This window comes from Arthrobacter sp. AG258 (genome assembly GCF_004364695.1).
Lineage (GTDB): Bacteria > Actinomycetota > Actinomycetes > Actinomycetales > Micrococcaceae > Arthrobacter.
In genome coordinates, this window is record NZ_SOBI01000004.1 from 430,093 (window position 1) to 455,006 (window position 24,914).

A 24,914-nucleotide genomic window follows, 5' to 3' on the forward strand; every position below is an offset into this window, starting at 1 on the left:
GGGCGGCTAGGCCACTGGCGACGGGCCTCCCGGCTGGGTGTAATGCTGGGTCTGCTCGATCTGCACGACCTTCGGGTCGGTCTCATCGGCGGCGTAGTCCGTGGGCCGCGTCAGGTCCTCCCCCGTCCGGACCTTCAGTGCCCGCAGCACCACGGTCAGGACGACGGCGACCACCAGGTTGAGCGCGAACGCGGACACCGCGATGTACACGCTGAAGTCCGTCCCCGGGAAGGCGGCCACCGAGCCACCAAAGTGCGCCTTGGTGACAGGGTTGACCACGTTATAGGCGGAGACTGTTCCGAATACGATGCCCACTGCCCAGCCGGCCAGGAGGGCCCACCGGTCGAACCAGCGGGTGTAGAGGCCGGCCACTACCGCCGGGAACGTTTGCAGGATCCAGATGCCGCCCAGCAGCTGCATGTTGATGGCGGCGGACTGGTCCATGGCGATGACGAAGACCAGTGCGCCCACCTTCACCACCAGGGAGACGATCTTGGATACTTTCGCTTCGGTCCTGGCGTCCACGTCGGGCCGGATGAAGTCGCGGTAGATGTTGCGGGTGAACATGTTCGCGGCGGCGATCGACATGATCGCTGCCGGCACCAGGGCACCGATGGCGATGGCGGCCAGCGCGATTCCCGCGAACCAGGCCGGGAAGTGGTCAAGGAACAACTGAGGGACCACCAGCTGCGGGTTGACCGATCCATCCAGGTCGATGGGCTTGGTCCCGGCCTGGATGGCAACGAATCCCAGCAGGGCCAGGAAGCCGAGCATCAGCGAATACAGCGGGAGGATCGCGGCGTTGCGGCGGATGGTGTTCCGTGCCTTCGAGGCCAGCACGGCCGTCACGGAGTGCGGGTACATGAACAGTGCCATGGCTGAACCAAGGGCGAGTGACCAGTATGCGGAGTAGTTGGCGGCGCCTGGAATGAAGACGCCGGCCGGCTTGCCCGTGGCCTGGTTGACGGTGCCCAGTTTGGCCTGCGCGGAATTGAAGATCGTGTCCCAGCCACCAAACTTGATGGGCAGGTAGATCACGGCCACGATGACGGCGAGGTAGATCAGCAGGTCCTTGACCACGGCGATCATCGCCGGTGCACGCAGCCCCGAGGTGTACGTGTAGGCGGCCAGGACCACGAAAGCCAGGATCAATGGCAGGTCGGTCAACAGCACGTTGCCGGAGCTGCCCAGGCCCAGGACCGTGAGCACCGCCTTGATGCCGACAAGCTGCAGCGCGATATACGGCATGGTGGCTACGATTCCGGTGACTGCCACCGCCAGGGAAAGCCAGCGGCTGCCGTACCGGCCGCCCACGAAGTCGGCCGAGGTGACGTAGCCGTGGCGGTGGGAGACCGACCACAGCCGGCTCATGATGATGAAGATGATCGGGTAGAGGACGATCGTGTAGGGGACGGCGAAGAAGCCGCTGACCGCGCCCGTGGCCCACATGGCCGCCGGGACCGCCACAAAGGTGTAAGCGGTGTAAAGGTCCCCGCCCAGCAGGAACCAGGTGATCCAGGTTCCGAACCCGCGGCCGCCCAGGCCCCACTCGTCAAGGCTGTGCAGGCCCTCCACTTCGGATCCGCGCCGCCACTTGGCAGCGAGGAACCCCATCACGGCCACGACGACGAACAGCAGCACCACGATGACCAGGGCGGTCCAGTTGATTTCGCGCCCGTTCATGGCCGGTCCCCTCCCCGGCCGGTCCGGGCGGAGGCGCCACCCGCCCTCGGCGGGCCGCCGGCCCGTGCCTCAGCCCGCCGTCGTCGGTCTTCCCTGGTGACCAGCCAATAGGCTGTGCCGGTCAGCACGGCGGAAATTGGCACCCATGCCAGCTGGTACCAGTAGAAAAACGGCATGCCGCCCAGCCGGGGTGCGTCAAAGGAGTACAGCTGCGGCATCAGCGGGAGGAGAATGGCTGCCGCCAGCAGGAGGCCGGCCCCAATATACGGAGCCGGCCTGGCCGGTCCCCGGATGGCTGTGTCACGCGACAGCGGCGTCCCGCGGGGAACCCCTTCGCCATTCGCACCGTAGCCGGACTCATTCGCCTGGGACATCTGCGACCTCCTCGTCAGCGACGTCCCGGGGCTGGACTCTGGTGAATGAAGACCAGCGGCGGGACGCTGTGCCCTCCATGATCAGTTGTACGCCGGTTTGACCTGCGCGGGAAGGGTTTTGCACCGGGGCCGCCCCCTTCCAGGGAGCAATGAAAAAGGGAACCATCACCAGGTGATGGTTCCCTTTTTCCTACTTTGCACGGTGGAGCTGAGGGGACTCGAACCCCTGACCCCCTGCATGCCATGCAGGTGCGCTACCAGCTGCGCCACAGCCCCGTACTTCGCGTTCCTTCGGTCGATTTCCCCGGAGCAACCTGACCAGAGTAATGCACTTTTCCGCTGGACGCCAATCGGGCTTTTCCCGCGGCACCGGCGGCGATGGACCGCCGCCGGAAGCTGCCGGCGGCTGCCGCGAACAACGCAGAACAAAAAATCCGCCGGAACCGTGATGGTTCCGGCGGATGTCCGGTGGAGCTGAGGGGACTCGAACCCCTGACCCCCTGCATGCCATGCAGGTGCGCTACCAGCTGCGCCACAGCCCCGGAATGTTGCCGCTCCGAGAAGCTTTGTCCGGCGTCTCCCCCGAAGCAACTCAAATATCTTAGAACAGCAATTCCGAAAATTCCAAATCGGGAATATTCACGGATCTGGCGTCTCGCCTACTCGCCGTCGGCCGCCGCACCGGCCTGGGCGGGGACGTCGTCGCCGAGCTGCAGGTCCACCACCGGGCAGTCCTTCCAGAGCCGCTCGAGGGCGTAGAACACGCGGTCTTCCTCGTGCTGGACGTGGATGACGATGTCCGAGTAATCCAGGAGCACCCACCGGCCACCGGAACGGCCCTCGCGGCGCACCGGGCGGAGGTCCTGCTTGGCAAGTTCTTCCTCGATGCCGTCCACGATCGCGTTGACCTGGCGTTCGCTGGGTGCAGAGGCGATGAGGAAGACGTCGGCCAGGGCCAGCCGTTCGCTCACGTCAAGGGCCACGATGTCGTGGGCTATCTTGTCAGCGGCAGCCTTGGCGGCCGTACGGGCCATGGCGATGGACGTTTGTGTTGCAGTCACGGGACTCCTTGTTTGGGTTAAGTGTTTGTTGCCGCTGGTGGGATCAGCGGGACATGCCGGTGACGATCAGGATGATGCCGGCAACCAGTGCCAGGATCCCGAACGCGAGGATGCAGAACTGGAGGACCCGGTTGCGGCGCGCCCTGCTGAGCCCTGCTGTTGCGGCGTCCAGCGGATCAAGGCCGTAGGCGGACCGTGCGGGTACCCGGGGCAGGTCTTCGAAGAGGTCTTCGGACTGGCCCTCCGGCCGTGCAGCCGGTTTGGGCCGGCCGGCCGCCTTTGCGGCCGCTTCGGCCCTGGCAATCACCTGGGACCGGCCGGTGCCGGACTCGGCTGGCGCTGCTTTGGTACGGGCTGCCGGCCGGCGTTTGCCGCCCGCCTGGACCTTCGTACCGGGCCGGGTGGTGACCGGAACATGCGAAGTTGCCGGCGGTTTCATCACCGGGCGCTCCACGCCGGGCACCTGGACGAACTCAAGCGGCGTGACCATGGCAAGGTTGCTGGCGGTGGATGGGCCGGATTTGTCCTGGGTGCCCGCAGCCGCTGCCTGCTTCGCGGGATCTGCGGCCTGGGCCTGGCCTCCCGCCTGTTCGGCGAGTTTTTGCCGGGCCATCGCCCGCCGGTTCATGACAGCGGCCCTCTCGGCCAGCGCGATCTGTTCGGCGAGGATTTCCGGGTCCACCGCTTCGGGGTCCTGGGAGGCGATGTGCTCCATTTTGGCGATCTGGTTCCGCGCCTGTGCGGCGATGAGGGCCCGTGCTTCCAGGGCCTGCTCCACGGTCATGCCGTCCGGGGCGGAACTGCCGGCTTCCGTCGTAGGTCCCGGGTTGACGGTGTCACCTGGCGCACTGTTCTTTCCGCCGGCCGGCTTGGCTGTGGGCGCAGGAGCTCCGGCGGCCGGCGGGGAGGTTGGGCCGGCCGCGGGTGGAACCACTGGATTGGCGGCCGTCAGTGCCTGCTCCTTGAGCTGCTGCAACCGCAGCTGGCGCCGGGTGGGCGGACCGCCGGCGGACAGCTGCCCCTCCTTCTCTTCGAGCTCCTTGATGGTGCGCAATGCGGCGCGGTCGCGGGCACGGATCTGCGATGAGCGCTGGGGGGCCGACTGGCTTGGAACAGCCTCTGGACGCGCGGCAGGCTCGGCGCTTGCGGTCGAGGCAGGGCGGACCGCAGGGTCCTGCGCGGCAGGTGCCCGCCTGGCAGGTTCGGGCGCACCCTCGGCCGGCCGATTCGCGGCAGGCGGGCGTTGCTCCGTGATGGCCGGGGTGCCCTGTTGGGCGTCCCTGGCCTTCCGGAGTTCCCGGCGGCTGCGGATGGGAGGCTGTTCCTGACTCATTGAGAACTCATTCAGTACTGGCTGGTTCGCGTGCTTCGGAAAGTGGTTCATCCGCGCCTGCCGGCGGATCGGCATAGAGGTCGTACTTGGCGATGTACTGCACCACCCCGTCCGGGACCAGATACCACACCGGATGGTTCGCTGCCACGCGGGCACGGCAATCCGTGGACGAAATGGCCATGGCAGGCACTTCCAGGAGACTGACGTCCTTACGGCCCATCCCGTCCAGGACGTGCCCCGGGCGGGTGACTCCCACGAAGTGGGCCAGCGACCAGAGCTCGTCAATGTCTTTCCAGGACAGGATTTGAGCCAAGGCGTCAGCACCCGTGATGAAGAACAAGTCGGCGTCCGGCCGCTGGGCCCGGAGGTCGCGCAGGGTGTCGATGGTGTACGTGGGACCCGGCCGGTCCACGTCGACCCTGCTCACGGTGAAACGCGGATTGGAGGCCGTGGCGATCACGGTCATCAGGTAACGGTGCTCAGGCTCGCTGACCTGTTTATGGGACTTTTGCCATGGCTGCCCGGTAGGCACGAAGACCACCTCGTCGAGGTCGAATTCGGCCGCGACCTCGCTGGCCGCCACCAGGTGCCCATGGTGGATGGGATCGAACGTCCCACCCATGACACCAAGCCGCAGCCTTCCCCGGGCACCATTGCGGTGCAGGTTGTGCGAAATGTTAGTGGCCCTGCCCGCGATCGTGCTTGTTGGGGTGCTGGCGGTGCGGATCCGCGTGCTCTTCGGTGGCCGCGTGCCGGTTGCCCAGGTTGTTGTAGGACAGCGTGATGAACATCAGGACCACCAGGATGGCGAACATTGACACGCCGAAGACCCACGGCTCTGCCAGCAGCGGGGCGGGCTCCTCATGGGCTGCGTCGCCTGCCGCGGCGATGGACGTGACGATCTGCTGGAGCAGCATTTTCTCCCCTATGGTCAAGGATTTTCAGGCAGCGGAACCTTCCGCTGCTTTCTAAGGTTCTGGTCTATGTTACCGCGTTGCTACCCGCGGACCTGGCCTTCGCCCTGGACAATCCACTTCGTGGTGGTCAGCTCGGTCAGTCCCATCGGGCCGCGGGCGTGCAGCTTCTGGGTGGAGATCCCCACCTCGGCGCCCAGGCCGAGTTCACCGCCGTCGGTAAAGCGTGTGGAGGCGTTGACGATGACCGCTGCGGAATCCACCTCTGCGATGAACCGTTCAGCGTTGGCGAGGTTGTTGGTGAGGATCGCTTCGGTGTGGCCCGTGGACCATGTGCGGATGTGCTGCACGGCTTCGTCGAGGCTGTCCACCATGGCCACGGCAAGGTCCAAGTCCATGTATTCCGTGGCCCAGTCTTCGTCCGTGGCCGGCTCCGCGTCGATCCCGGCGGGCAAGGCTGCACCGATCCGTTGGTCCACATGCAATCGGACCCCGGCGTCTCGAAGGGCTGTTGCGACGGCGGGCAGCACGGTCGCGCCGGAGTGGACCAGCAGGGTTTCGACGGTGTTGCAGACGCTGGGCCGCTGGGTCTTGGCGTTGAGCAGGATCTCCACCGCCATGGTCTCGTCCGCGGATTCGTCCAGGAAGATGTGGACGTTTCCCTCTCCCGTCTCGATGACCGGCACGGCGGAATTGGTCACCACCGTCTGGATGAGGTCGCGGCCGCCGCGGGGAATCAACACGTCCACCCGGCCGCGGGCCTTCATCAGGACATTGGCGCCGGCGCGGCCGAACTGGTCCACGGTCTGGACGGCGTCGGCCGGCAGGCCTACGGATTCGAGGGCTTCGCGCAGTACCCGCACCAGGACCTGGTTGGTGGCTTCTGCTGCACTGCCGCCGCGCAGGATGACGGCGTTGCCGCTCTTGAGCGCCAGGCCGGCGATGTCCACAGTGACGTTGGGGCGTGCTTCGTAAATGGCTGCCACAACGCCCATGGGCACGTTGACCTGGCGGAGGCGCAGTCCGTTGGGGAGGGTTTGGCCGCGGACAACGTTGCCCACGGGGTCCGGGAGGTTGGCCAGGTTCTCGAGGGCCGCCACCAGGCCGTCAACACGGCTTTCGGTGAGGGTGAGCCGGTCCAGGAGCGCTTTGGAGGTGCCGTTGTCCCGGCCGCGCCGGACATCCATGGCATTGGCTGCGAGGATTGCCTGCACGTTCTCCTGCAGGGCCGCGCCCACGGCGCGGAGGCCGCGGTCCTTCCATGCCCGGTTGGCGGTGGCCATGCTGCGGGCGGCGTGGCGGGATCGGTCCGCGATGGCGTGGACTGCCGCTTCGACGTCCGCTGCGGCGGCCGGCACCCCTGTCTCCTGTCCTGCCGCCGGGCCCGTCTGCGCGTGGTCAGCAGTGGTTCCGGTATCAACGGCAGCGTGGATCAGGGCGTCAGTCATAGTCCAAGTTTAGGCGAGCCGGGGGCCTGGACCAGCACCAGGTCATCTACATGAACAACTTCGCGGTCATAGCCGCTGCCGAGTTCCTCGCCCAGCTCCCTCGTGGAGCGCCCCAGCATGTGCGGCAGCTCCTGGGATGAGTAGTTCACCAGTCCCCGGGCAACTACGGTGCCGTCGGCACCGGCCAGTTCGACGGCGTCGCCCGCTTCAAAGTCGCCATGCACCGCCGAGATGCCCGCCGGCAGCAAGGACGTGTGATGGTGGCGCACGGCCCGCACCGCGCCGTCGTCCAGGACCAGGCGGCCCTGCACGGACGCGACATGTGCCAGCCAGAGGAGGCGGACGGGCTTGCGCGAGCCGTTCACGGAGAACCAGGTGCCGACGTCCTCGCCGTTCAGGGCGGCGGCGGCGTTGGGCGTGGATGTCACCAGCGCGTGGATGCCGGAGCCTGCCGCCATGCTGGCGGCTTCCACCTTGGTCATCATTCCTCCGGTGCCCACCCCGGCCTTGCCTGCTTTGCCAATGGACACGCCCTCGAGGTCCTGCGCTCCGGTGACCAGCGGGATGCGCTTGGCACCGTGGGCCGGCGGACCGTCGTAGAGGGCGTCGACGTCGGACAGCAGCACAAGCGCGTCGGCGCGCACCAGGTGTGCCACCAGGGCGGCGAGCCGGTCGTTGTCGCCGAAGCGGATCTCGTGGGTGGCCACGGTGTCGTTTTCGTTCACGACGGGGACCACTCCGAGGCTGAGCAGCCGGTCCATGGCGCGGAGGGCGTTGGTGTGCTGGCTGCGGCGCATCAGGTCCTCGGCCGTGAGCAGGACCTGGCTGACAGTGACGCCGTGGGCGCCAAACGCCTGGGTGTACCGGGCCATCAGGAGGCCCTGGCCCACGCTGGCCGCCGCCTGCTGGGTGGCCAGGTCCCGGGGACGCTTTTCCAACCCCAGCGGGGCCAACCCGGCGGCGATGGCGCCGGAGGAGACCAGGATGATTTCGGCACCCGCGTTGCGCTTGGCGGCGAGGGCGTCGGCCAGCGCGGTGAGCGACTCCTCGGAAATGCCGCCCTTGATGCTGGTCAGTGAGGAGGACCCCACCTTCACCACGATGCGGCGGGCATCTGCCAGCAGGCTTCTGTCCGCGGAGCCCGCAACGGGCGCCGCGTCCACGACCCTAGAGGTCATCGTCCGCTTCCATTCCACTGTCCTGGACGGGGCGGGCAGCACGGCGTCCGCTGACGGACTCGGTCCAGATACCGGCTTTGCGTTCCGCCTCGAGTTCGGCACGGGCGGCGGCTTTGGCGTCGCGGCGTTCCTGTTGTTCCTCACGCTTCTGGCTGCGGGTGGGGCGGTCGCCGATATCGGCGAACCGGACGTCCGTGCCACGGGGTGAAGCCAGGAGTTCCGCGCCTGCGATCATGGTGGGCTCCCAGTCGAAGACAACGCCGTCGTCCTCGCCAATGACCACGGTATCCCCCGGCTTGGCGCCCTGCTTGAACAGTTCGGTTTCCACGCCCAGCTTGGCCAGCCGGTCGGCAAGGTAGCCGATGGCTTCCTCGTTGGTGAAGTCGGTCTGCTTGACCCAGCGCTCGGGCTTCTCGCCGAGGACACGGAACAGCGGCTCCAGGTTCTTTTCCTCGCGGCGGATCTTGAACCCGGTTTCATTGACGGCGCGCGGCCGGAGCACGACCGGCTGGACCTTGGGAGGTTCGGCCGCGACGGCGTCGCGGGCGGCTTGGACGATTTCGGCCATGGCGAAGCCGAGCTGGCGCAGGCCCTCATGGCTGGTGGCAGAGACCTCGAAGACGCGGTAGCCGCGCGATTCCAGTTCCGGGCGCACGAATTCTGCCATGTCCTTGCCGTCGGGCAGGTCCACTTTGTTCAGTGCGACGAGGCGGGGGCGGTGGTTGAGGGGGACCACTTGGCCGTCGGAGCCTGCGTAGCTCATGTCCACCGCGTACTTTTCGAGTTCGCCTTCGATGATGGCGAGGTCCGAGAGTGGATCGCGGTCGGATTCGAGCGTGCCGCAGTCGAGCACATGCACCAGGGCGGCGCAGCGCTCAACGTGGCGCAGGAAGTTGTGCCCGAGGCCCTTGCCTTCGCTGGCGCCTTCAATCAGGCCGGGGACATCGGCAATCGTGAAGCGGACGTCGCCTGCCTGGACGACGCCCAGGTTGGGGATGAGGGTGGTGAAGGGGTAATCGGCGATCTTGGGCCGGGCGGCAGACATCGCGGCGATCAGGCTGGACTTGCCAGCGGACGGGAATCCCACCAGCGCGATGTCTGCAATGGACTTCAGTTCCAGGACCACGTCGCGGGATTCGCCTTCGATTCCCAGCAGGGCAAAACCGGGAGCACGGCGTTTCTGGGAGGACAGGGCTGCGTTGCCGAGTCCGCCGATGCCGCCGGCGGCGGCCACATATTCGGTGCCTTCACCCACCAGGTCGGCCAGAACGGTGCCGTCCTTGGACTTGACCACGGTGCCGTCCGGAACGGGAAGGACCAGGGTTTCGCCGTTCTTGCCGCCGCGCCAGTCGCCCATGCCGGGTCCGCCGTTGCTGGCGTGCCGGTGCGGCGCGTGGTGGTAGTCGAGGAGGGTAGTGGTCTGGTGGTCCACCCGGAGGATCACGTCGCCGCCGTTGCCGCCGTTACCGCCGTCGGGCCCGCCAAGGGGCTTGAACTTCTCACGGTGGACGGAAACGCATCCATGGCCGCCGGTACCGCCGGATACATGCAGTACTACCCGGTCTACAAAGCTGGCCACGTGGATCTCCTCAGATGCTGTTCAAGCGGCGCCCGGGGACGCCACAACGATTGTAATGCGGTTAAAAGAACAGTGGAGCGGGCCCTCAGGCCCGCTCCACCGCTTCAATACTGGTTGTTACTCTGCGGCTGCAGCAGCAACGATGTTGACCACGCGACGTCCGCGGCGGGTGCCGAATTCAACGGCGCCCGGGGTCAGTGCGAACAGGGTGTCGTCACCGCCACGGCCTACGCCGGCGCCCGGGTGGAAGTGGGTGCCACGCTGGCGGACGATGATCTCGCCTGCGGAAACGACCTGGCCGCCGAAGCGCTTGACGCCGAGGTACTGTGCGTTGGAATCGCGACCGTTGCGAGTGGAGCTCGCGCCCTTTTTATGTGCCATCTGGAATGCCTGCCTCTAAATTCTGGGGAATCTGTTGAAATGCCTGAACAGTAACCGGTGGTTACTTGATGCCGGTGATCTTGACCTTGGTCAGTTCCTGGCGGTGACCCTGGCGCTTCTTGTAGCCGGTCTTGTTCTTGAACTTCTGGATGACAATCTTAGGACCACGCAGGTCCTGGAGGATTTCAGCCGTAACAGTTACCTTGGCCAGGTCCTTGGCTGCGGAGGTGACCTTGTCACCGTCAACCAGGAGCAGTGCGGGCAGCTCAATGGTGCTGCCGGCTCCACCGGCGACGCGGTTCAGGGTAACGAAGTCTCCAACGGAAACCTTCTCTTGGCGGCCGCCTGCGCGGACAATCGCGTACACCACTTGGGAACTCACTTCTCTCGACGTTTATAACAAAATTTGCGTGCGGAACCGACTCAATAAAAGCCTGGTTTCTCGCTGTGCCTCAACGCCGTGGGGTCATAACCCAAGTGTTGGCGTAAGCACCGAAGATCCAGAATACGCTAAATCCGTCTCCAGCCGCAAATGAGGCTGGTTCCGGAGGGCCGGCTGTGATAGTAACCACAGCATGGCATGCAGCGCCGCAACCGTGCGTATCTATTGTAGCCGGGGCGCCGCCGTTGGATGTCAGGAGTGAATGCGCGGCGCGTCGAAGAATTCCACTTCGAGCCGGCAGGACTGCTTGAACGCCGTGACCATGGCGGCCTGTTCATGGTCGGAGGCCTTCCGTCCGGCCGCATCCACCATGGCGATGGCCTGCCGGGTGGCCTCGGCGAAGCCCTCGTCGGCATAGGTGCGGAGCCACGCGGCGTACGCGTGCCCGTCCGGTTCGCCCGCCGCGAGGAACCGGGCGTGCAGTGTCCTGCCAACCTCGGCGTAGAGCCAGAAGCAGGGCAGGACGGCGGCGGCAAGGACGGCATAGCTGCCCGACGCCGAGACGGCTGTGAGGTGGTCGACGTAGGACTTGGTGACGGGTCCCAGGCCCGTCTGCCCGGGCCGGGTGCTGAGCCATGAGCGGTGCAGTTCCGATTCAACCTCCAGGCACTGCCGGGCCGAGCCTGCCCAGAACAGCTGCTCCTCTTCGGAGGGGGCCAGGGAACTGGCGCGGGCCAGGACCCGGGAGTAGCCGTTCAGGTATTGGGCGTCCTGGGCCAGATAGTAGGCAAAGTCCTTTTCCGCCAGTTCGCCGGAGACCAGGCCTTGGATGAAGTCCAGGGCGTAAATATCCGCCAGGTCCTGCCGGGCTTCGGCCCAGAGCCTGGCCGCGAAGCCGCCTTCCGGCAGGTGGGGCCGTACATGGTGGAAGTGGTGCACGGGCCCGTTCCCGTGGCCGACCTCCAGCCTGCCGGAATCCTCAAGCGCTCCGGCCAGCCAGGGCTTGACCGTCCGCAGCGACCCTTCCCAGTCGCCCAACCGGGCCTGGACCGTGGCCATGGCAGAGGACAGCGAACAACCCGTCCCGTGGCTGTTGCGGGTGTTGACGCGGGGGCCGGGCACTTCCACCACGTCCCGGGCCAGCACACCGGCGGTGTTCACCAGGGCATCCGGGCAGCCTTCGCCTGACAGGTGTCCGCCTTTTACCAGGACGGTGGCGCCGGTGGCATCCGCCAGGCGCCTGCCCTGGTCCAGCGCACCTTCCCAGTCCCCCGCTGGCTCTTCGCCCACCAGCATGGCCAGTTCGGGCAGGTTGGGGGTGATGAGGTGGGCAAGCGGAAGCAGGTCGCGGAGGGCGGCTTCGGCGGTTTCCTTCAGCAGGCGGTCGCCGCTGGTGGCCACCATCACCGGGTCCAGGACTACGACGGCGGGACGCACCTTGTCGAGCCACTGCTGGACCGTGCGGATCACCGCTTCGTCGCCGAGCATGCCGATCTTGACGGCGTCGATGGTGATGTCGTCGCTGACGGCATCGAGCTGCTGCGCCAGGAACGCAGCAGGCGGGACGTGGACGGCCACAACGCCACGGGTATTTTGCGCCGTCAGTGCCGTGATGGCGGCCATGCCATATCCGCCGTGCGCTGCAATGCTCTTCAGGTCCGCTTGGACTCCTGCTCCGCCGGAAGGATCAGAGCCCGCAATGGAGAGGACGCGTGGGATATCGCGCCCCGCAGGGGTCCCGGAGGAGTCAGTGGAGGCACTTGGCAGGGGCATGGAGAGGGTCGAAGACAACAGACATCCCTTCGCCGGTACTAGCCGGACAGGTTCAACGGGTGTGGATCTCAGCCGGCCTTCTGCGCGGCACCCCGTGTCGGTTTCCCAGCCTAGCCGGTGGCGCGGTACCGGGCTAAAGGTGACAGCGGCCGGATGCAGGAAGTCCCCGCCTCGTGGACTGTTCCCCCTGTACTTTCGGGGGGAATGGTCCACGAGACGGGGACTTCACCTAGCGACGCCGTGGCCTGCCGGAATTTAGAGCTCCGAAGCCGGGACGCCCACGCCGAGGATGATGGGTTCCTCGGAACGCTTGCCGCTATCAGCGGGCTGCTGGTTCGCGGGCTCGGGGGCCTTGGCTGCGTGCGAGTGCCCGGTAGTTGCGGCTTGGACGTTCTCATGGTGCTGGACGGCGGTTTCGTTCGCGGCGCCCTGGGCTCGGCTGGCGGCCCGGTGGCGGCGCGGCCTGCGCTGCCTTGTCTGCTCCAGCGTGTGGTCGGAGTAGTCCTTTTCAGCCGGTGCTTCCGCGGCCCGCGCAGGGGCTTCGCCGCCCTGCGGCCGGGGCTCCTGTGCGGCCTGTTCCGTTGCCGGTTCAGCCGCTGCAGGATTTTTCGGAGCGTCCTCGACGGCGGAAACCGGCTGGCCGAGGTGCGCGAATGCTTCCGCGAGCCGGTCCAGCGTCAGGGCGGGCTTGGGCTGCTGCTCCTCCGCGTGCTCCACGAACGGAAGCGGGACTTTCTCGCCGCCGAACGTCAGGACCGCCGCGGGACGCCCGTGCGTATCGGCGTCGTGCTTTTCCCCGTCAGCTGCCGGTGCAGGCTGGACCGGTGCTTGCGGGGCCGTGGCCTGCTCTGCCGGCGCGTGCCGGGCAGCTGCCAGCTCGTCGTCGTGGAGATGCGCCGCGTGGGCCGCCGCGGCGATGTTGGCCAACGCGAGCCGGGTGGCTTCAGCCTTGGCGTGCCGCTCGGCGTCACCGGGATCCGGCTGCACAGTGTGCACGTGCACTGCCGGCGCCGGTACTGCCTCGGCCTGCTGGCCGCCGCGTCCACGGCGGCGTTTCCGCTCGGGGCGTGCACCGGGCTGGCCGGCATCGGTCCGCTGTCCGTCGGGGCGGTGGGCCTCCCCGCGGGCTTCGGGACGGTTGTCGGCGCGCTGGACGTGGTGTTCGGCCGCCACGATGTTGGCGCGGCGGTGCTCCACGGGATCGTCGTGGGTCACGACGCCGCGTCCGGCACACGCCTCGCATTGCTCGCCGAAGACTTCCAGCAGGCCCGTGCCCATGCGCTTGCGGGTCATCTGGACCAGGCCCAGGGACGTGACCTCGGCAACCTGGTGCTTGGTCCGGTCGCGGCCCAGGCACTCGACGAGGCGGCGCAGGACCAGGTCCCGGTTGGATTCGAGCACCATGTCGATGAAGTCGATCACGATGATGCCGCCAATATCGCGCAGCCTCAGCTGGCGCACCACTTCCTCGGCAGCTTCGAGGTTGTTCTTGGTGACGGTTTCCTCGAGGTTGCCGCCGCTGCCGGTGAACTTGCCGGTGTTGACGTCCACCACGGTCATGGCTTCGGTCCGGTCGATGACCAGGGATCCGCCGGAGGGCAGGAACACCTTGCGCTCGAGTGCCTTGTGGATCTGCTCATCGATCCGCCAGGCGGAGAAGATGTCCTGGTCCTTGGTCCACTTCTCGAGGCGGCCCACCAGGTCCGGGGCGACGTAGGTGACGTAGGCCTCGATGGTGTCCCAGGCTTCCTCGCCGGAGACGATCAGCTTTGAGAAGTCCTCGTTGAAGACGTCGCGGACCACCTTGATGGTCAGGTCAGGTTCGCCGTACAGCAGTTCGGGGGCAAGGACCTTGGTGGAGGTGGACTGGCTTTCGATGCCTTCCCACTGTGCGCGCAGCCGGTTGATGTCGTGCGTGAGTTCCTCTTCGGAGGCGCCCTCTGCGGCGGTGCGGACGATGACACCGGCGTGCTCGGGGAGGCGGTCCTTGAGGATGCGCTTGAGGCGGTTGCGTTCGACGTCCGGCAGTTTGCGGGAAATGCCGGTCATGGAGCCGCCGGGCACGTACACCAGGTAGCGTCCGGGCAAGGAGATCTGGCTGGTGAGGCGGGCGCCCTTGTGGCCCACAGGGTCCTTGGTCACCTGGACCAGGACAGTGTCGCCGGACTTCAGGGCGTTTTCGATCCGGCGCTGCTTGCCTTCGAGGTTGACGGCTTCCCAGTTGACCTCGCCGGCGTAGAGCACGGCGTTGCGGCCGCGTCCGATGTCCACGAAAGCGGCTTCCATGGACGGCAGCACGTTCTGGACCTTGCCCAGGTAGACGTTGCCGATCAGCGAGTCCTGCTGGGTCTTGGACACGAAGTGCTCAGCCAGGACGCCGTCTTCGAGGACGCCGATCTGGATTCTGTCGTCGCGCTGCCGGACGATCATCTGGCGGTCCACGGATTCGCGGCGGGCCAGGAACTCGGCTTCGGTGATCACGGTGCGGCGGCGGCCGGTATCGCGGGATTCGCGGCGGCGCTGCTTCTTGGCCTCAAGGCGGGTGGAGCCCTTGACGCTGGTGACCCGGTTGTTGACCGGCGCTTCGCTGACCGCGCGCGGCGCACGGACCCTCGTCACCGTGTTGGGCGGATCGTCGCCTTCCCCACCGGTCAACTCCAGGTCCTGGTCACCGCGGCGGCGGCGGCGGCGACGGCGGGAGGTCACGCCGTCTTCCAGTGGCCCGTTGGCGTCCTCGTCGGCTTCGTCTTCGGCATCGGCGTCATCGGTGCCGCCCTCGACGTCTTCATCTGTCCGCTCGCCGATGCGGCTGCGGCCACGGCGGCCACGGCTGCGGCGCCGGCGGCGGCTGGCGGAATCGTCTGCGTCGTCGGTCTCTTCCTCGTCGGTCTCTTCCGCCGCGGGCGTTGCGGGGCGGACCACGGTGCTCAGGTCCGGCGCCTGGAAGAGGACTGACGTGGGGGAACCTGGTTCCAGGAACAGCGAACCAAAGGGGCTTGCTGCCGCCGTGGACGCGGCGTCGCTTCCGGCCTCGGGAGCTGCAGGTGCGGCGGCGGGCTCCTGTGCCTGCACCGGCGCCTGCGGGACCTCCTCGACCGCGGGGGCGGCGGCTTCCGGGGCAGCAACAGACGCCTCGGGGGTTTCCTCCGTTGCGGTTTCCTCCACGGCGTCCTGCACCGGAGCGGCGGCAGCAGCTTCCGCCGCTGCAGTTTCCGGGGCCGGAGCCGGGGAAGCGACCTTGCGGGTGGCTACCCGACGGCGGCGCACAGGCTTCGTTTCGACGTCCGCCTCGGCATCCGGGGCGGGGCCGGCAGCCTGGCCCTCATCGGCCGGCGCCGGTGCGGATACCTCAACTGCGGCAACGGCTGCGGCGGTGGTGGACGCAGCGTCGTCGGCGAACGCGGGCAGGGGTTCGGCGGCGTCGGCTTTCTTCCGGGCGCGGGTGCGGCGGGCCGGGGCCTTCTTCTCCGCGGCTGGTTCTTCCACCGGCGCGTCGGCCGCAGGCTCTGGTGCGGCAGCTTCGTCCGCTACGGCTTCGGCAGCCTTGGGCGCCGCCTTGCGCCGGACCCTTGGAGCCCTCTTCGGTGCAGCAGCGGCCTCCGGGGCCACTGCTTCGTCGTTAACGGCCAGTTCTCGATCAATATCCATATGTGGCTACACTCCTGCCCCTGACGTACCGCCACATCCGGCACCCATTGGGGCACATATTGTCAAAACCCGCAGGCGTTGACAGAAGTCAAATGGATGCTCCCGGGTTCGCACCGTCATTGGGGTGCGGCAGCCCACAGGAGCCGGTGGATGTTCTGAAACCCGTTGTTCTGCGTGCCACAACCAGGTGCCGCTCAATGGAGTCGCGGGAGTGCCGGAGAATTCCGAAGCCTGCCCTGCTCATCATTGGCGGTCTTGGGAACAAACCACCGGACCGGAGTCCGAATGTGGATCGGCTTCCAGCCACGTTCATTCTCTCATACCCGGGCCGGATCGCCGCGGAGGCCCGCGCTGCTCCTGCCTTCCTGGGTGGCGGGACCAGCCACCGGCGTTACAATCAGGCACAGGAGCACCGGATGAAAAGGACGCCACACCCATGCCCAGCATCTCCCCCGTCAGCGCCCACGAAAGCGATCGAGCCGTTGCGCCGCGCACCGCTGCTGCCGAAAACCTTCCCCGGATGACCCGGAACCGGCCGTTCGGCTGGCTTCTGGTCATCACTGGAATCGTGGGATGGCTTGCCTCCGGAACCCTTGTCCTGGAGAAGCTCGAGGTTCTCAAGGACCCCAACCACACCACCGTCTGCGATGTGAATCCGTGGATCTCATGCGGCCAGGTCATGCAGACCTGGCAGAGTTCACTGTTCGGGTTCCCCAACATGTTCATCGGAATCGTGGCCTTCGCCATCATCATTACCGTGGGCATGGCCCTGCTCGCCGGCGCCACCTTCGCCCGCTGGTACTGGGTTGGCCTGCAGGCGGGCGTCACGCTGGGCTTCGCATTCGTCGTGTGGCTGTGGTCCCAGGCCCTGTACTCCATCCACATCCTGTGCCCGTTCTGCATGATCGTGTGGTCGGCCATGATCCCGCTCTTCGTCTGGACCACCATCAGGAACATCACGGCAGGAGTGATCCCCCTGCCCGCCCGGGCAACCCGCATCCTCGGTGACTCCGGCTGGATCATCACGGCGCTGCTGTATGTTGCCGTCATCGCCACCATCTTTTTTGCGTTCATCCAGGTGTTCGCAGGTACCTCCGGCTTCTAGGCCGCAGACGAAAGAAGCCCTTGGTTCCGAAGAACCAAGGGCTTCTTGCTGTTCCGGGGCCTGTCAGCCCTGGAACCAGATCTTGATCTCGCGCCCGGCGGATTCGGTGGAGTCCGAGCCGTGCACCAGGTTCTGCTGGACCTTCAGGCCCCAGTCGCGGCCGAAGTCGCCCCGGATGGTGCCCGGCGCCGCCGTGGTGGGATCGGTGGTCCCGGCCAGCGAACGGAAGCCCTCGATGACGCGGTGGCCTTCGAAGATGGCTGCCACGACCGGGCCGCTGAGCATGAACTCCACCAGCGGCTCATAGAACGGCTTGCCCACGTGCTCTTCGTAGTGCTGCTCCAGCAGTTCGCGGGTGGCGTCAACCTTCTTCAGCTCAACAAGGCTGTAGCCTTTGGCTTCGATCCGGGCCAGGATGGCGCCGGTCAGGTTACGGGCGACGCCGTCGGGCTTGATCAGGACGAGGGTGCGCTCTGTGGTCACAACTGCTCCAATGGTTCGGGTGGGGTTTCAGGTCAAGTCTACGGGGACTATGGCTGGGCCGGGCCGGCGGCCTGGTCCGGGTGGGAGGCTTCCCATTCAGCTTGCTCGCGGGCGCGCTGCGCCGCTTCACGGTCAAGCCGGATGCCGGTGCGGATCCCGTACCACCAGGCGATGGCGAACAGGGCGCCCACCAGGAACATGGCCGGCTCAAAGATGCCGGTCAGGATCAGGATGACCTGCAGGATCCACCCCAGCGCCACCCCCCAGGGCTTATTGAGGACCGCGCAGGCCATCACCATGACGGCGCTCAGGGCAAGGCCCACGCCCAAAATGAGGGCGGGCGGGAACTCCTCCCGGCGCAGGCCGAACACCGCGAGGGTGGCGAAAAACATGACGAACGCTTCCAGGAGCAGCACCGTGGAGGCAAACATGACCTTGGTGGAGCGGCGCTTCTTTGGCATCCCGGGGCGCCACTCGCGCTGTGCCTTTGTCAGTCTGGCCATGGATTACGCCTCAGTCTTTCCGAGCAAGATCCGTGCCTCAGCCACCAGGGTGATGGAGCCCGTGACCAGGACGGCGCCGGAGAGGTCGTCGTTGGCTTCGGCCCGCTCAACGGCCCATTCCAGTGCGTCGTCCAGCTTCTCGGCGATGTGCACTTTGTCTTCGCCGAAGCCAAGGTCAATGGCGAGCTCGGCGAGTTCGGCTGCCGGAACTGCGCGCGGGGAGTTGGACTGGGTGAAGCAGTACTCGTCTGCCAGGCCGCCCAGGGATTCCTTGAGTTCGCGCAGGATCTCTTCGGCGTCCTTCTCCTTGAGTACGCCCACTACCGGAACCAGCTTGGTGAACGTGAATGCTTCCTGCAGGGCGGCGGCGGAGGCCCGGATGCCGTCCGGGTTGTGTGCGGCATCCACGACGATGGTGGGCGCCGTGCGCACCACTTCCAGGCGGCCGGGCGAGGTCACTGCAGCGAATCCTTCCTGCAGGACCTCGAAGTCGAGTTCCTTTTCGCCGCCAAAGAACGCCTCCAGTGCGGCGACCGCCACGGCGGCGTTTTGGGCCTGGTGGGATCCATGCAGGGGCACCAGCAGGTCAGGGTAGCGCCCGGCGATGCCCTGGATGGTGACCATCTGGCCGCCCACGGCCACGGTGCGTGACTCGACGCCGAACTCCACCCCCTCGAAGCGGAAGGGCACGCCAACTTCCTTGGCCTTCTCCAGCAGGACCTGGGCCGCGTCGATGGGCTGGGCGGCACTGATGAGGTAGCCGCCGGGCTTGATGATGCCTGCCTTTTCGTGGGCGATGTCCTCCGTGGTGTCACCGAGCAGGTCGGTGTGGTCCAAGGAGATCGGGGTAACCACCGAGACCTGGCCGTCCCCGACGTTGGTGGCATCGGTGATGCCGCCCAGGCCCACCTCGATGACGGCCACGTTGACCGGCTGGTCAGCGAAGATGGCGAAGCCAAGGATGGTGAGGCATTCGAAGTACGTCAGCCGCGGCTGGCCCTCGGCTTCCAGTTCCGAATCCACAATCTGCAGGTAGGGCCGGATTTCGTCCCAGATCCGCACAAACGTCTCATCCGGCACGGGGTGTCCGTCGATGCTGATCCGCTCGGTGACCTTGGACAGGTGCGGGCTGGTGTACCGCCCCGTGCTCAGGCCATGGGCGCGGAGCACCGACTCGATCATCCGCGACGTGGAGGTCTTGCCGTTGGTTCCCGTCACGTGGATGATCGGGAACGCCTTGTTGGGTTCGCCGAGGACGTCCATGGCGCGGAACAGCGGAGCCAGGCGAGGCTCCATCTTGTTTTCCGGCGCCCGGCCCAGCAGTTCCGCGTAGACGCTTTCCACCGAAAATTCGTCGGTCATGTCCTAGGCCTCCACTTTTTCCACCACGACGGCGGGTTCGTCCACGTCTGCCGGTTCGGCAGCCAGGTCAACGGTCAGGGTCTCGCCCTTGACCAGTTCGGCGTTCGCCAGCAGGGCGGCCACGACGTTCTGCGCGGCGGTTACCGTGGTGCGGATCCGGTCGCTGACATTGAGTCCGGCATCCTTGCGGGCCTGCTGGATGGCGCGGACCATGTCGCGGGCCAGGCCTTCGGCCTCAAGTTCAGGGGTCACTTCGGTGTTCAGCACCACGAAGCCGCCACCGGGCAGCACGGCCACGGCCTTGGAACCGCCGTCACCGCCATCGGAATCCGCCACGACGGTCTCCAAGTTGTACTCCTGGGGCTCCAGGCGCAACCCGCCCGCGGTGACCACACCGTCGTCGTCCACTGACCAATCGCCGGACTTGGCGCCCTTGATCGCGGCCTGGACGTTCTTGCCCAGCCGCGGGCCGGCGGCGCGGGCGTTGACTACCAGCTTCTGCTGTATGCCGAATTCCTCCGGGGACGCGTTCTCGGCGTCGAGCAGGCGGACTGCGCGCAAGTTGAGTTCATCGGCGACGACGGCGGCGAAACCGTCCAGCGCACCGGCACCCGGTGCCACCACGGTGAGCTCCTGCAGGGGCAGCCGGACGCGCAGGTTGGCTGCCTTGCGGAGCGAGGATCCTGTCGAGCAGATCTGCTGGACCCGGTCCATGGCTTCGACGAGGGAGGGGTTTGCGGGGAAGAGGCCCGCGTCCGGCCAGTCTGCCAGGTGCACGGACCGGCCGCCGGTCAGGCCGCGCCAGATTTCCTCGGACACCAGCGGCAGCAGGGGCGCCGCGGCACGGGTGACGGTCTCGAGGGCCGTGTACAGGGCGTCGAAGGCGTCCTTGTCCTCATCAAAGAACCGCTGCCGGCTGCGGCGGACGTACCAGTTGGTGAGCATGTCCAGGTAACTGCGCAGCGAGTCGCAGGCACCGGAGATGTCATAAGAGTCCAGCTGGGCCGTCATGTTCCGGACCAGGTCGCCGGTGTTGGCCAGCAGGTACTGGTCCAGGGTGTCCGCGTAGCCGTCGTAGCGCAGCGTGGCGTCGTAACCCCGGCCGCCGTCTGCGGCGTTGGTGTAGAGCGTGAAGAAGCTGTACACGTTCCAGAGCGGCAGGATGACCTGGCGGACGCCGTCGCGGATGCCTTGCTCGGTGACGATCAGGTTGCCGCCGCGGAGGATGGGGCTGGACATCAGGAACCAGCGCATGGCGTCGGAGCCGTCGCGGTCCAGGACCTCGGAGACGTCCGGGTAGTTGCGCAGGCTCTTGGACATCTTCTGCCCGTCGGAGCCCAGCACGATGCCGTGGCTGATGACGTTCCGGAACGCCGGGCGGTCGAACAGCGCCGTGGAGAGGATGTGCAGCATGTAGAACCAGCCGCGGGTCTGTCCGATGTACTCCACGATGAAGTCTGCCGGGTTGTGCGTGTTGAACCAGGCTTCGTTCTCGAACGGGTAGTGGACCTGGCCGTAGGGCATGGAGCCGGAGTCGAACCAGACGTCCAGGACGTCCTCGACCCGGCGCATCACGGACTGGCCCTCTTCCGGGATGCGGGGATCGTCCGGATTGGGCCGGGTGAGCTCGTCGATGAACGGGCGGTGGAGGTCCACCTGGCCGTCCTTGTTCAGGGGCAGGCGGCCGAAGTCCGCTTCGAGTTCGGCGAGGGAACCGTAGACGTCGGTGCGCGGGTAGTCGGGATCCGTGGACTGCCACACCGGGATGGGGCTGCCCCAGTAGCGGTTGCGGCTGATGGACCAGTCACGGGCGTTGTCCAGCCACTTGCCGAACTGGCCGTCCTTGACGTTGCCGGGGATCCAGTTGATCTCCTGGTTCAGTTCGGACATCCGGTCCTTGAACTTGGTGACCTCGACGTACCAGGAGGACACGGCCCGGTAGATCAGCGGGTTGCGGCAGCGCCAGCAGTGCGGGTAGCTGTGCTCATAGCTCGCCTGGCGGACCAGCCGGCCCTGGGCGCGGAGCACCTGGGTGATGGGCTTGTTGGCCTCGAAGACCTGCAGTCCGGCAATGTCGTGGAGTTCGCCGTGCTTGAACAGGGGCAGGAACTTTGCGCCCTCGTCAACGGAGAGCACCACCGGGATGCCGGCTTCCTCGCAGACCTTCTGGTCGTCCTCGCCGTAGGCCGGAGCCTGGTGCACGATACCGGTACCGTCCGTGGTGGTCACGTAGTCGGCCACCAGGAAGCGCCAGGCGTTCTCCATGCCGTACTTTTCGTTGTCGGCGAAGTCGTCCCAGAGCCGCCGGTACTCCAGGCCTTCCAGTTCGGCACCGGTGTGGGTGGAAACGACCGCCGCCTCGGCGTCCTCGAAGCTGTCGTATCCGAGGTCCTTGGCGTAGTTGCCCAGCAGGTCTGCCGCCAGCAGGAAGCTGCCCGTGACGGGGGCGTCGGCCGAGGCAGCCTTGACGCCGTTGGGTCCGGCGGGGAGCACCGCGTAGGTGATGGCGGGGCCGACGGCGAGCGCGGCGTTGGTGGGCAGCGTCCAGGGCGTGGTGGTCCAGGCGAGGGCCTGGACGCCGTCGAGCTGCTTGGACAGCGCGGAGTCGCCGGCCAGGATGGGGAACGTGACGGTGACCGTCTGGTCCTGGCGGTTCTTGTAGACGTCGTCGTCCATGCGCAGCTCGTGGTTGGACAGCGGGGTCTCGTCCTTCCAGCAGTACGGCAGGACGCGGTAGCCGTTGTAGGTCAGGCCCTTGTCGTGCAGCTGCTTGAAGGCCCAGAGCACCGACTCCATGTACTCGACGTTCAGGGTCTTGTAGTCGTTGTCGAAGTCCACCCAGCGTGCCTGGCGGGTGACGTAGCTGCGCCATTCGTCGGCGTACTTCATGACGGATGCCCGGCAGGCGTCGTTGAACTTGTCGATGCCCATGGCTTCGATCTGGGTCTTGTCCGTCATGCCCAGCTGCTTCATGGCTTCGAGCTCGGCGGGCAGTCCGTGCGTGTCCCAGCCGAAGCGGCGCTCGACGCGGCGCCCGCGCTGGGTCTGGTAGCGGCCCACGAGGTCCTTGGCGTAACCGGTGAGGAGGTGGCCGTAGTGCGGCAGGCCGTTGGCGAACGGCGGGCCGTCGTAGAACACGAATTCGTTGCTGCCCGGCTCGCCGCCGGGGGCATCCGCGCTGCGCTGGTCGATGCTGGCCTGGAACGTTCCGTCCTGGTCCCAGTACTTCAGGATGCGCTCTTCGATCTCCGGAAACTTCACGGAGGCGGAAACGCCGGCATTGCCGCTGGCTGGGGTGCTGGAGGCTGAGGCCTTGGGGTAAAACGTCATGTTCGACATCCTGGGTTGGGCGCGGTGAACCTCCGGCGCGGGCCGGCTGTTCCGTTCAGGATGCGAGGACGGCGTCCGTGCCGTCCTGGGACTGCACGCTCACCGCGGTACCACCTCACTTACCGGCACTGCGTGTCCCTCGCGGAACGGGCGCCGCACCGGCCTCTCGTTGACTGCTGTGACGGGCTTACCCGTCCGGTTCTACTGGCGCGGCCGCCGTTGACGGGCGGCAGCGTGTTCTTCCGGAAGCTCACCGGTGATTGCCGGGTCATAGCCACTGGCCAGTCTACTATTTCCGCCGCGTCCAGTGCCATTCCGAAGGCCGGGGGTGGCGGCACGGTGCCATCGGCTGCATCAGGTTGCCGCTGGTGGGTGCCTTGGCCGGCATCGCAGGATCGGCCAGCCCACCGTGGACGTGGAATTCTTCAGCCGATGTGTTGGGGATACCGATCTGCCACAGGGTTGGCCCCGTGGCTGGAGCCTCAACGTTGAACCTGCGGCCTTGTCGATCCTGGCGGAGTAGATGTAGTCGAGGCCAGGCAATTCCGCAAAAAGGAGACCTCCATGTCCAACACGATCACATCCGGGGCATGGGTGCCTAGACTCGCCCCATGACAGCATCGAAAGGTTCTTCCCCCGGCGCGCGGGCGGCTGCGGTGTGCAGGTGGCTGTTTCTTCCCGCGGTCCTGCCTGTGGCGGCGGGAACAGCCCTCCGTGCAATACCAGCCGATTGGCCGGTGCTCGGGGTGCAACTGGTGGCCTTCACTCCGTGGCTCGCAGTCCCGGGCGCCGCAGCACTTGCCTTGGCTTTCGCAGGGCGGCGCCGCTGGCAGCAGGCTGTGGCAGCCGTCCTGCTGGGGGTCCAGGTTTTGTGGCTTGTTCCACTGGACATCAGGGAGCCCGCGGTCGAGGCCGCAGCGCCGGTCACGCTGGTAGCCATGACCATTAACGCAGAACTGGGCGGTGCGGACGCACCCAGCATCGTGGGGATGGTCCGTGACCGGCGGGTGGACCTGTTGGCCGTGGAGGAGTACACGCCCGCGCTGGCACGGAGGCTGACGGCGGCCGGCCTGGACCAGCTGCTCCCCCACCGCGTTGCCCATGCCAGGGAGGGCGCAGGCGGCGCCGCCATCTATTCCACCTACAAGCTCAAAGAGTCCGGAGTGCTGCCCGGCACCCAATTCACCATGCCCGTGGCCAGCCTCGAACTGGCCGATGACAGCGGGACGGCCCTGCGGGTGGTGGCCGTTCACACCTTGGCGCCCGTAGGCGCGGCCGTCAGGCGATGGCGCAGCGACCTCTCGGCCGTGGGGAGAGTGGACACCGGCTCCGGACCGCTGCTGCTGGCCGGCGACTTCAACGCAACCTGCGACCATCACGAATTCCGGTCGCTGCTGGCAGGAACCGGCCGGACCCGAAGCCTCGTGGACGTGGCCGCCTCGCTGGGAACGAGGCTCGTGCCCACCTGGCCGATGCGCGACTACCGGCTGCCCGGGATCACGTTGGACCATGTGGTGACCAGCCCGGACATCAGGGCCACGAACTATTCAGTCCAGCCGGTTCCGGGCACCGACCATGCGGCGGTGGTTGCCACCCTGCACGTCGGGGGCTCCTAGCCCTTCCTGATCAATTTGTGTGTCGCGGCCTGCGCCACAGGCCGGACAACAATTTGGTCCAGGTTGACATGGTGCGGGGCGGAGACGGCGTATCGGACCACGTCCGCGACGTCCGCCGCGGTCAGCGGCTTTTCCACCCCCTGGTAGACCTTCCCGGCGGCCTGCGCATCGCCCAGCCGATTAAGCGCGAATTCCTCGGTCTGCACCAGGCCCGGCGCCACCTCAATGACGCGCAGGTTGCGCTCCGCTTCCTCCAGGCGGAGGGCATTGGTCATGGCGTGCTGGCCGAACTTGGCCGCGTTGTAGCCGCCGCCGCCCTCATAGGCGTCCAGTCCCGCCGTCGACGTCAGGTTGAGCACGGTGCCCCGGCCGGTGGCGCGGAGCATCGGCAGGAAAGCGCGGGTCAGCTTCATGGTTCCCAGGACGTTGACCCGGAACATCCACTCCCAGTCCTCCGTGCTGGCATCTCCTACCCTGTCGGCGCCGCGGGCGCCGCCGGCGATGTTGATGAGCGTATCGATGCCGCCCGCATCGGTGACCCGGGCAAGAAGCCGGGACACGTCGTCGTCCTCTGCGATATCGGCCGGGATCGCCACGGCGCCTGTCTCACCCGCCAGGGTGGCGAGGCGGTCTGCCCGGCGCGCGACGGCGAAGACTGTCCAGCCTTCTGCGCGCAGGGCACGGACGGATGCTTCCCCGATTCCGCTGCTCGCTCCGGTCACCAATGCTGCCTTTTTCTGCAAGTCCTCAGTCATGGCACC

The 24,914-nt window shown here is 66.8% G+C and carries 20 protein-coding genes, 2 tRNA genes and 1 riboswitch; of the genes, 2 read left to right on the forward strand and 20 right to left on the reverse strand.

Translation table 11 applies throughout. The features are described from left to right. Nucleotides 1–6: 6 nt before the first annotated feature. From DFO47_RS11205 to DFO47_RS11275, 15 genes are all read right to left on the reverse strand, one after another. Nucleotides 7–1,683, reverse strand: a complete 1,677-nt coding sequence (locus DFO47_RS11205) for a sodium:solute symporter (protein ID WP_109044468.1) — start codon at nucleotides 1,681–1,683, stop codon at nucleotides 7–9. Continuing rightward, nucleotides 1,680–2,057 (reverse strand): DUF3311 domain-containing protein, encoded by a 378-nt coding sequence (locus DFO47_RS11210; protein ID WP_133831663.1) that lies wholly within the window; start codon nucleotides 2,055–2,057, stop codon nucleotides 1,680–1,682. The genes DFO47_RS11205 and DFO47_RS11210 overlap by 4 nt, the downstream gene beginning before the upstream one ends. A gap of 203 nt (nucleotides 2,058–2,260) precedes the next feature. Further along, nucleotides 2,261–2,333: transfer RNA gene (locus DFO47_RS11215), tRNA-Ala, on the reverse strand. Between the two features lie 193 nt (nucleotides 2,334–2,526). Further along, nucleotides 2,527–2,599, reverse strand: a tRNA-Ala gene (locus tag DFO47_RS11220). A gap of 117 nt (nucleotides 2,600–2,716) precedes the next feature. Then, nucleotides 2,717–3,118: a ribosome silencing factor gene (gene rsfS, locus DFO47_RS11225; RefSeq protein ID WP_026264528.1), complete on the reverse strand. Its 402-nt coding sequence runs from the start codon at nucleotides 3,116–3,118 to the stop codon at nucleotides 2,717–2,719. A gap of 43 nt (nucleotides 3,119–3,161) precedes the next feature. Beyond that, a complete protein-coding gene (locus DFO47_RS11230; protein ID WP_133831664.1) occupies nucleotides 3,162–4,451 on the reverse strand; it encodes a hypothetical protein in 1,290 nt (429 codons plus the stop codon). A gap of 7 nt (nucleotides 4,452–4,458) precedes the next feature. Next, on the reverse strand, nucleotides 4,459–5,088 hold the full coding sequence (nadD, locus tag DFO47_RS11235; RefSeq protein WP_255414767.1) for a nicotinate-nucleotide adenylyltransferase: 630 nt from the start codon (nucleotides 5,086–5,088) through the stop codon (nucleotides 4,459–4,461). A 40-nt stretch (nucleotides 5,089–5,128) separates the two neighbouring features. Then, nucleotides 5,129–5,368, reverse strand: coding sequence for a hypothetical protein (locus tag DFO47_RS11240; protein ID WP_018761563.1), 240 nt, complete (start codon nucleotides 5,366–5,368; stop codon nucleotides 5,129–5,131). An 80-nt stretch (nucleotides 5,369–5,448) separates the two neighbouring features. Beyond that, nucleotides 5,449–6,813, reverse strand: coding sequence for a glutamate-5-semialdehyde dehydrogenase (locus DFO47_RS11245; protein ID WP_133831665.1), 1,365 nt, complete (start codon nucleotides 6,811–6,813; stop codon nucleotides 5,449–5,451). Then, entirely contained in the window at nucleotides 6,810–7,991 is a 1,182-nt protein-coding gene (gene proB / locus DFO47_RS11250; RefSeq protein ID WP_109044464.1) for a glutamate 5-kinase, read from the reverse strand. Before proB ends, DFO47_RS11245 begins: the two co-directional genes overlap by 4 nt. Then, nucleotides 7,981–9,570 carry a GTPase ObgE gene (gene obgE / locus DFO47_RS11255; RefSeq protein ID WP_133831666.1) on the reverse strand — a complete coding sequence of 530 codons (1,590 nt, stop codon included), beginning with the start codon at nucleotides 9,568–9,570 and terminating at the stop codon, nucleotides 7,981–7,983. The genes proB and obgE overlap by 11 nt, the downstream gene beginning before the upstream one ends. A 117-nt stretch (nucleotides 9,571–9,687) precedes the next feature. Beyond that, complete coding sequence (rpmA, locus tag DFO47_RS11260) at nucleotides 9,688–9,951, reverse strand: 50S ribosomal protein L27 (RefSeq protein ID WP_009372867.1); 264 nt, start codon at nucleotides 9,949–9,951, stop codon at nucleotides 9,688–9,690. 61 nt (nucleotides 9,952–10,012) lie between these two features. Beyond that, nucleotides 10,013–10,321 carry a 50S ribosomal protein L21 gene (rplU, locus tag DFO47_RS11265; RefSeq protein ID WP_018761567.1) on the reverse strand — a complete coding sequence of 103 codons (309 nt, stop codon included), beginning with the start codon at nucleotides 10,319–10,321 and terminating at the stop codon, nucleotides 10,013–10,015. 264 nt (nucleotides 10,322–10,585) lie between these two features. Continuing rightward, complete coding sequence (thiD, locus tag DFO47_RS11270; RefSeq protein ID WP_026264534.1) at nucleotides 10,586–12,106, reverse strand: bifunctional hydroxymethylpyrimidine kinase/phosphomethylpyrimidine kinase; 1,521 nt, start codon at nucleotides 12,104–12,106, stop codon at nucleotides 10,586–10,588. A gap of 7 nt (nucleotides 12,107–12,113) precedes the next feature. Beyond that, nucleotides 12,114–12,211, reverse strand: a riboswitch (TPP riboswitch). Nucleotides 12,212–12,361: 150 nt separating this feature from the next. Then, nucleotides 12,362–15,754 (reverse strand): Rne/Rng family ribonuclease, encoded by a 3,393-nt coding sequence (locus DFO47_RS11275; protein WP_133831667.1) that lies wholly within the window; start codon nucleotides 15,752–15,754, stop codon nucleotides 12,362–12,364. Nucleotides 15,755–16,190: 436 nt separating this feature from the next. Between DFO47_RS11275 and DFO47_RS11280 the strand changes: the two genes are divergently transcribed. Then, entirely contained in the window at nucleotides 16,191–16,859 is a 669-nt protein-coding gene (locus tag DFO47_RS11280) for a vitamin K epoxide reductase family protein (protein WP_018761570.1), read from the forward strand. A 63-nt stretch (nucleotides 16,860–16,922) separates the two neighbouring features. On the opposite strand, the gene ndk is transcribed toward DFO47_RS11280, so the two are convergent. From ndk to ileS, 4 genes are read right to left on the reverse strand one after another with little or no spacing between them, the layout of a single operon-like run. Continuing rightward, on the reverse strand, nucleotides 16,923–17,342 hold the full coding sequence (ndk, locus tag DFO47_RS11285) for a nucleoside-diphosphate kinase (protein ID WP_018761571.1): 420 nt from the start codon (nucleotides 17,340–17,342) through the stop codon (nucleotides 16,923–16,925). 47 nt (nucleotides 17,343–17,389) lie between these two features. Beyond that, nucleotides 17,390–17,845 (reverse strand): DUF4233 domain-containing protein, encoded by a 456-nt coding sequence (locus DFO47_RS11290; protein WP_026264535.1) that lies wholly within the window; start codon nucleotides 17,843–17,845, stop codon nucleotides 17,390–17,392. Nucleotides 17,846–17,848: 3 nt separating this feature from the next. Continuing rightward, nucleotides 17,849–19,207 (reverse strand): folylpolyglutamate synthase/dihydrofolate synthase family protein, encoded by a 1,359-nt coding sequence (locus tag DFO47_RS11295; RefSeq protein ID WP_109044460.1) that lies wholly within the window; start codon nucleotides 19,205–19,207, stop codon nucleotides 17,849–17,851. 3 nt (nucleotides 19,208–19,210) lie between these two features. Next, nucleotides 19,211–22,537, reverse strand: a complete 3,327-nt coding sequence (ileS, locus tag DFO47_RS11300; protein ID WP_133831668.1) for an isoleucine--tRNA ligase — start codon at nucleotides 22,535–22,537, stop codon at nucleotides 19,211–19,213. Between the two features lie 611 nt (nucleotides 22,538–23,148). On the opposite strand from ileS, the gene DFO47_RS11305 reads away from it, so the two are divergent. After that, nucleotides 23,149–24,153 (forward strand): endonuclease/exonuclease/phosphatase family protein, encoded by a 1,005-nt coding sequence (locus DFO47_RS11305; RefSeq protein WP_243835448.1) that lies wholly within the window; start codon nucleotides 23,149–23,151, stop codon nucleotides 24,151–24,153. Here DFO47_RS11305 and DFO47_RS11310 read toward each other — a convergent pair. Then, nucleotides 24,150–24,908 carry an SDR family oxidoreductase gene (locus DFO47_RS11310; protein WP_133831669.1) on the reverse strand — a complete coding sequence of 253 codons (759 nt, stop codon included), beginning with the start codon at nucleotides 24,906–24,908 and terminating at the stop codon, nucleotides 24,150–24,152. The two genes, DFO47_RS11305 and DFO47_RS11310, sit on opposite strands and share 4 nt — an antisense overlap. Nucleotides 24,909–24,914: the final 6 nt, after the last annotated feature.

Coding starts and splice junctions, on each gene's coding strand:
- rpmA (WP_009372867.1), bottom strand. CDS start 9,951: ATGGCACATAAAAAGGGCGCGAGCTCCACTCGCAACGGTCGCGATTCC.
- DFO47_RS11295 (WP_109044460.1), bottom strand. CDS start 19,207: ATGACCGACGAATTTTCGGTGGAAAGCGTCTACGCGGAACTGCTGGGC.
- proB (WP_109044464.1), bottom strand. CDS start 7,991: ATGACCTCTAGGGTCGTGGACGCGGCGCCCGTTGCGGGCTCCGCGGAC.
- ileS (WP_133831668.1), bottom strand. CDS start 22,537: ATGACGTTTTACCCCAAGGCCTCAGCCTCCAGCACCCCAGCCAGCGGC.
- DFO47_RS11205 (WP_109044468.1), bottom strand. CDS start 1,683: ATGAACGGGCGCGAAATCAACTGGACCGCCCTGGTCATCGTGGTGCTG.
- DFO47_RS11245 (WP_133831665.1), bottom strand. CDS start 6,813: ATGACTGACGCCCTGATCCACGCTGCCGTTGATACCGGAACCACTGCT.
- DFO47_RS11240 (WP_018761563.1), bottom strand. CDS start 5,368: ATGCTGCTCCAGCAGATCGTCACGTCCATCGCCGCGGCAGGCGACGCA.
- DFO47_RS11230 (WP_133831664.1), bottom strand. CDS start 4,451: ATGAGTCAGGAACAGCCTCCCATCCGCAGCCGCCGGGAACTCCGGAAG.
- DFO47_RS11280 (WP_018761570.1), top strand. CDS start 16,191: ATGCCCAGCATCTCCCCCGTCAGCGCCCACGAAAGCGATCGAGCCGTT.
- DFO47_RS11290 (WP_026264535.1), bottom strand. CDS start 17,845: ATGGCCAGACTGACAAAGGCACAGCGCGAGTGGCGCCCCGGGATGCCA.
- DFO47_RS11310 (WP_133831669.1), bottom strand. CDS start 24,908: ATGACTGAGGACTTGCAGAAAAAGGCAGCATTGGTGACCGGAGCGAGC.
- thiD (WP_026264534.1), bottom strand. CDS start 12,106: ATGCCCCTGCCAAGTGCCTCCACTGACTCCTCCGGGACCCCTGCGGGG.
- DFO47_RS11305 (WP_243835448.1), top strand. CDS start 23,149: ATGACAGCATCGAAAGGTTCTTCCCCCGGCGCGCGGGCGGCTGCGGTG.
- DFO47_RS11210 (WP_133831663.1), bottom strand. CDS start 2,057: ATGTCCCAGGCGAATGAGTCCGGCTACGGTGCGAATGGCGAAGGGGTT.
- DFO47_RS11275 (WP_133831667.1), bottom strand. CDS start 15,754: ATGGATATTGATCGAGAACTGGCCGTTAACGACGAAGCAGTGGCCCCG.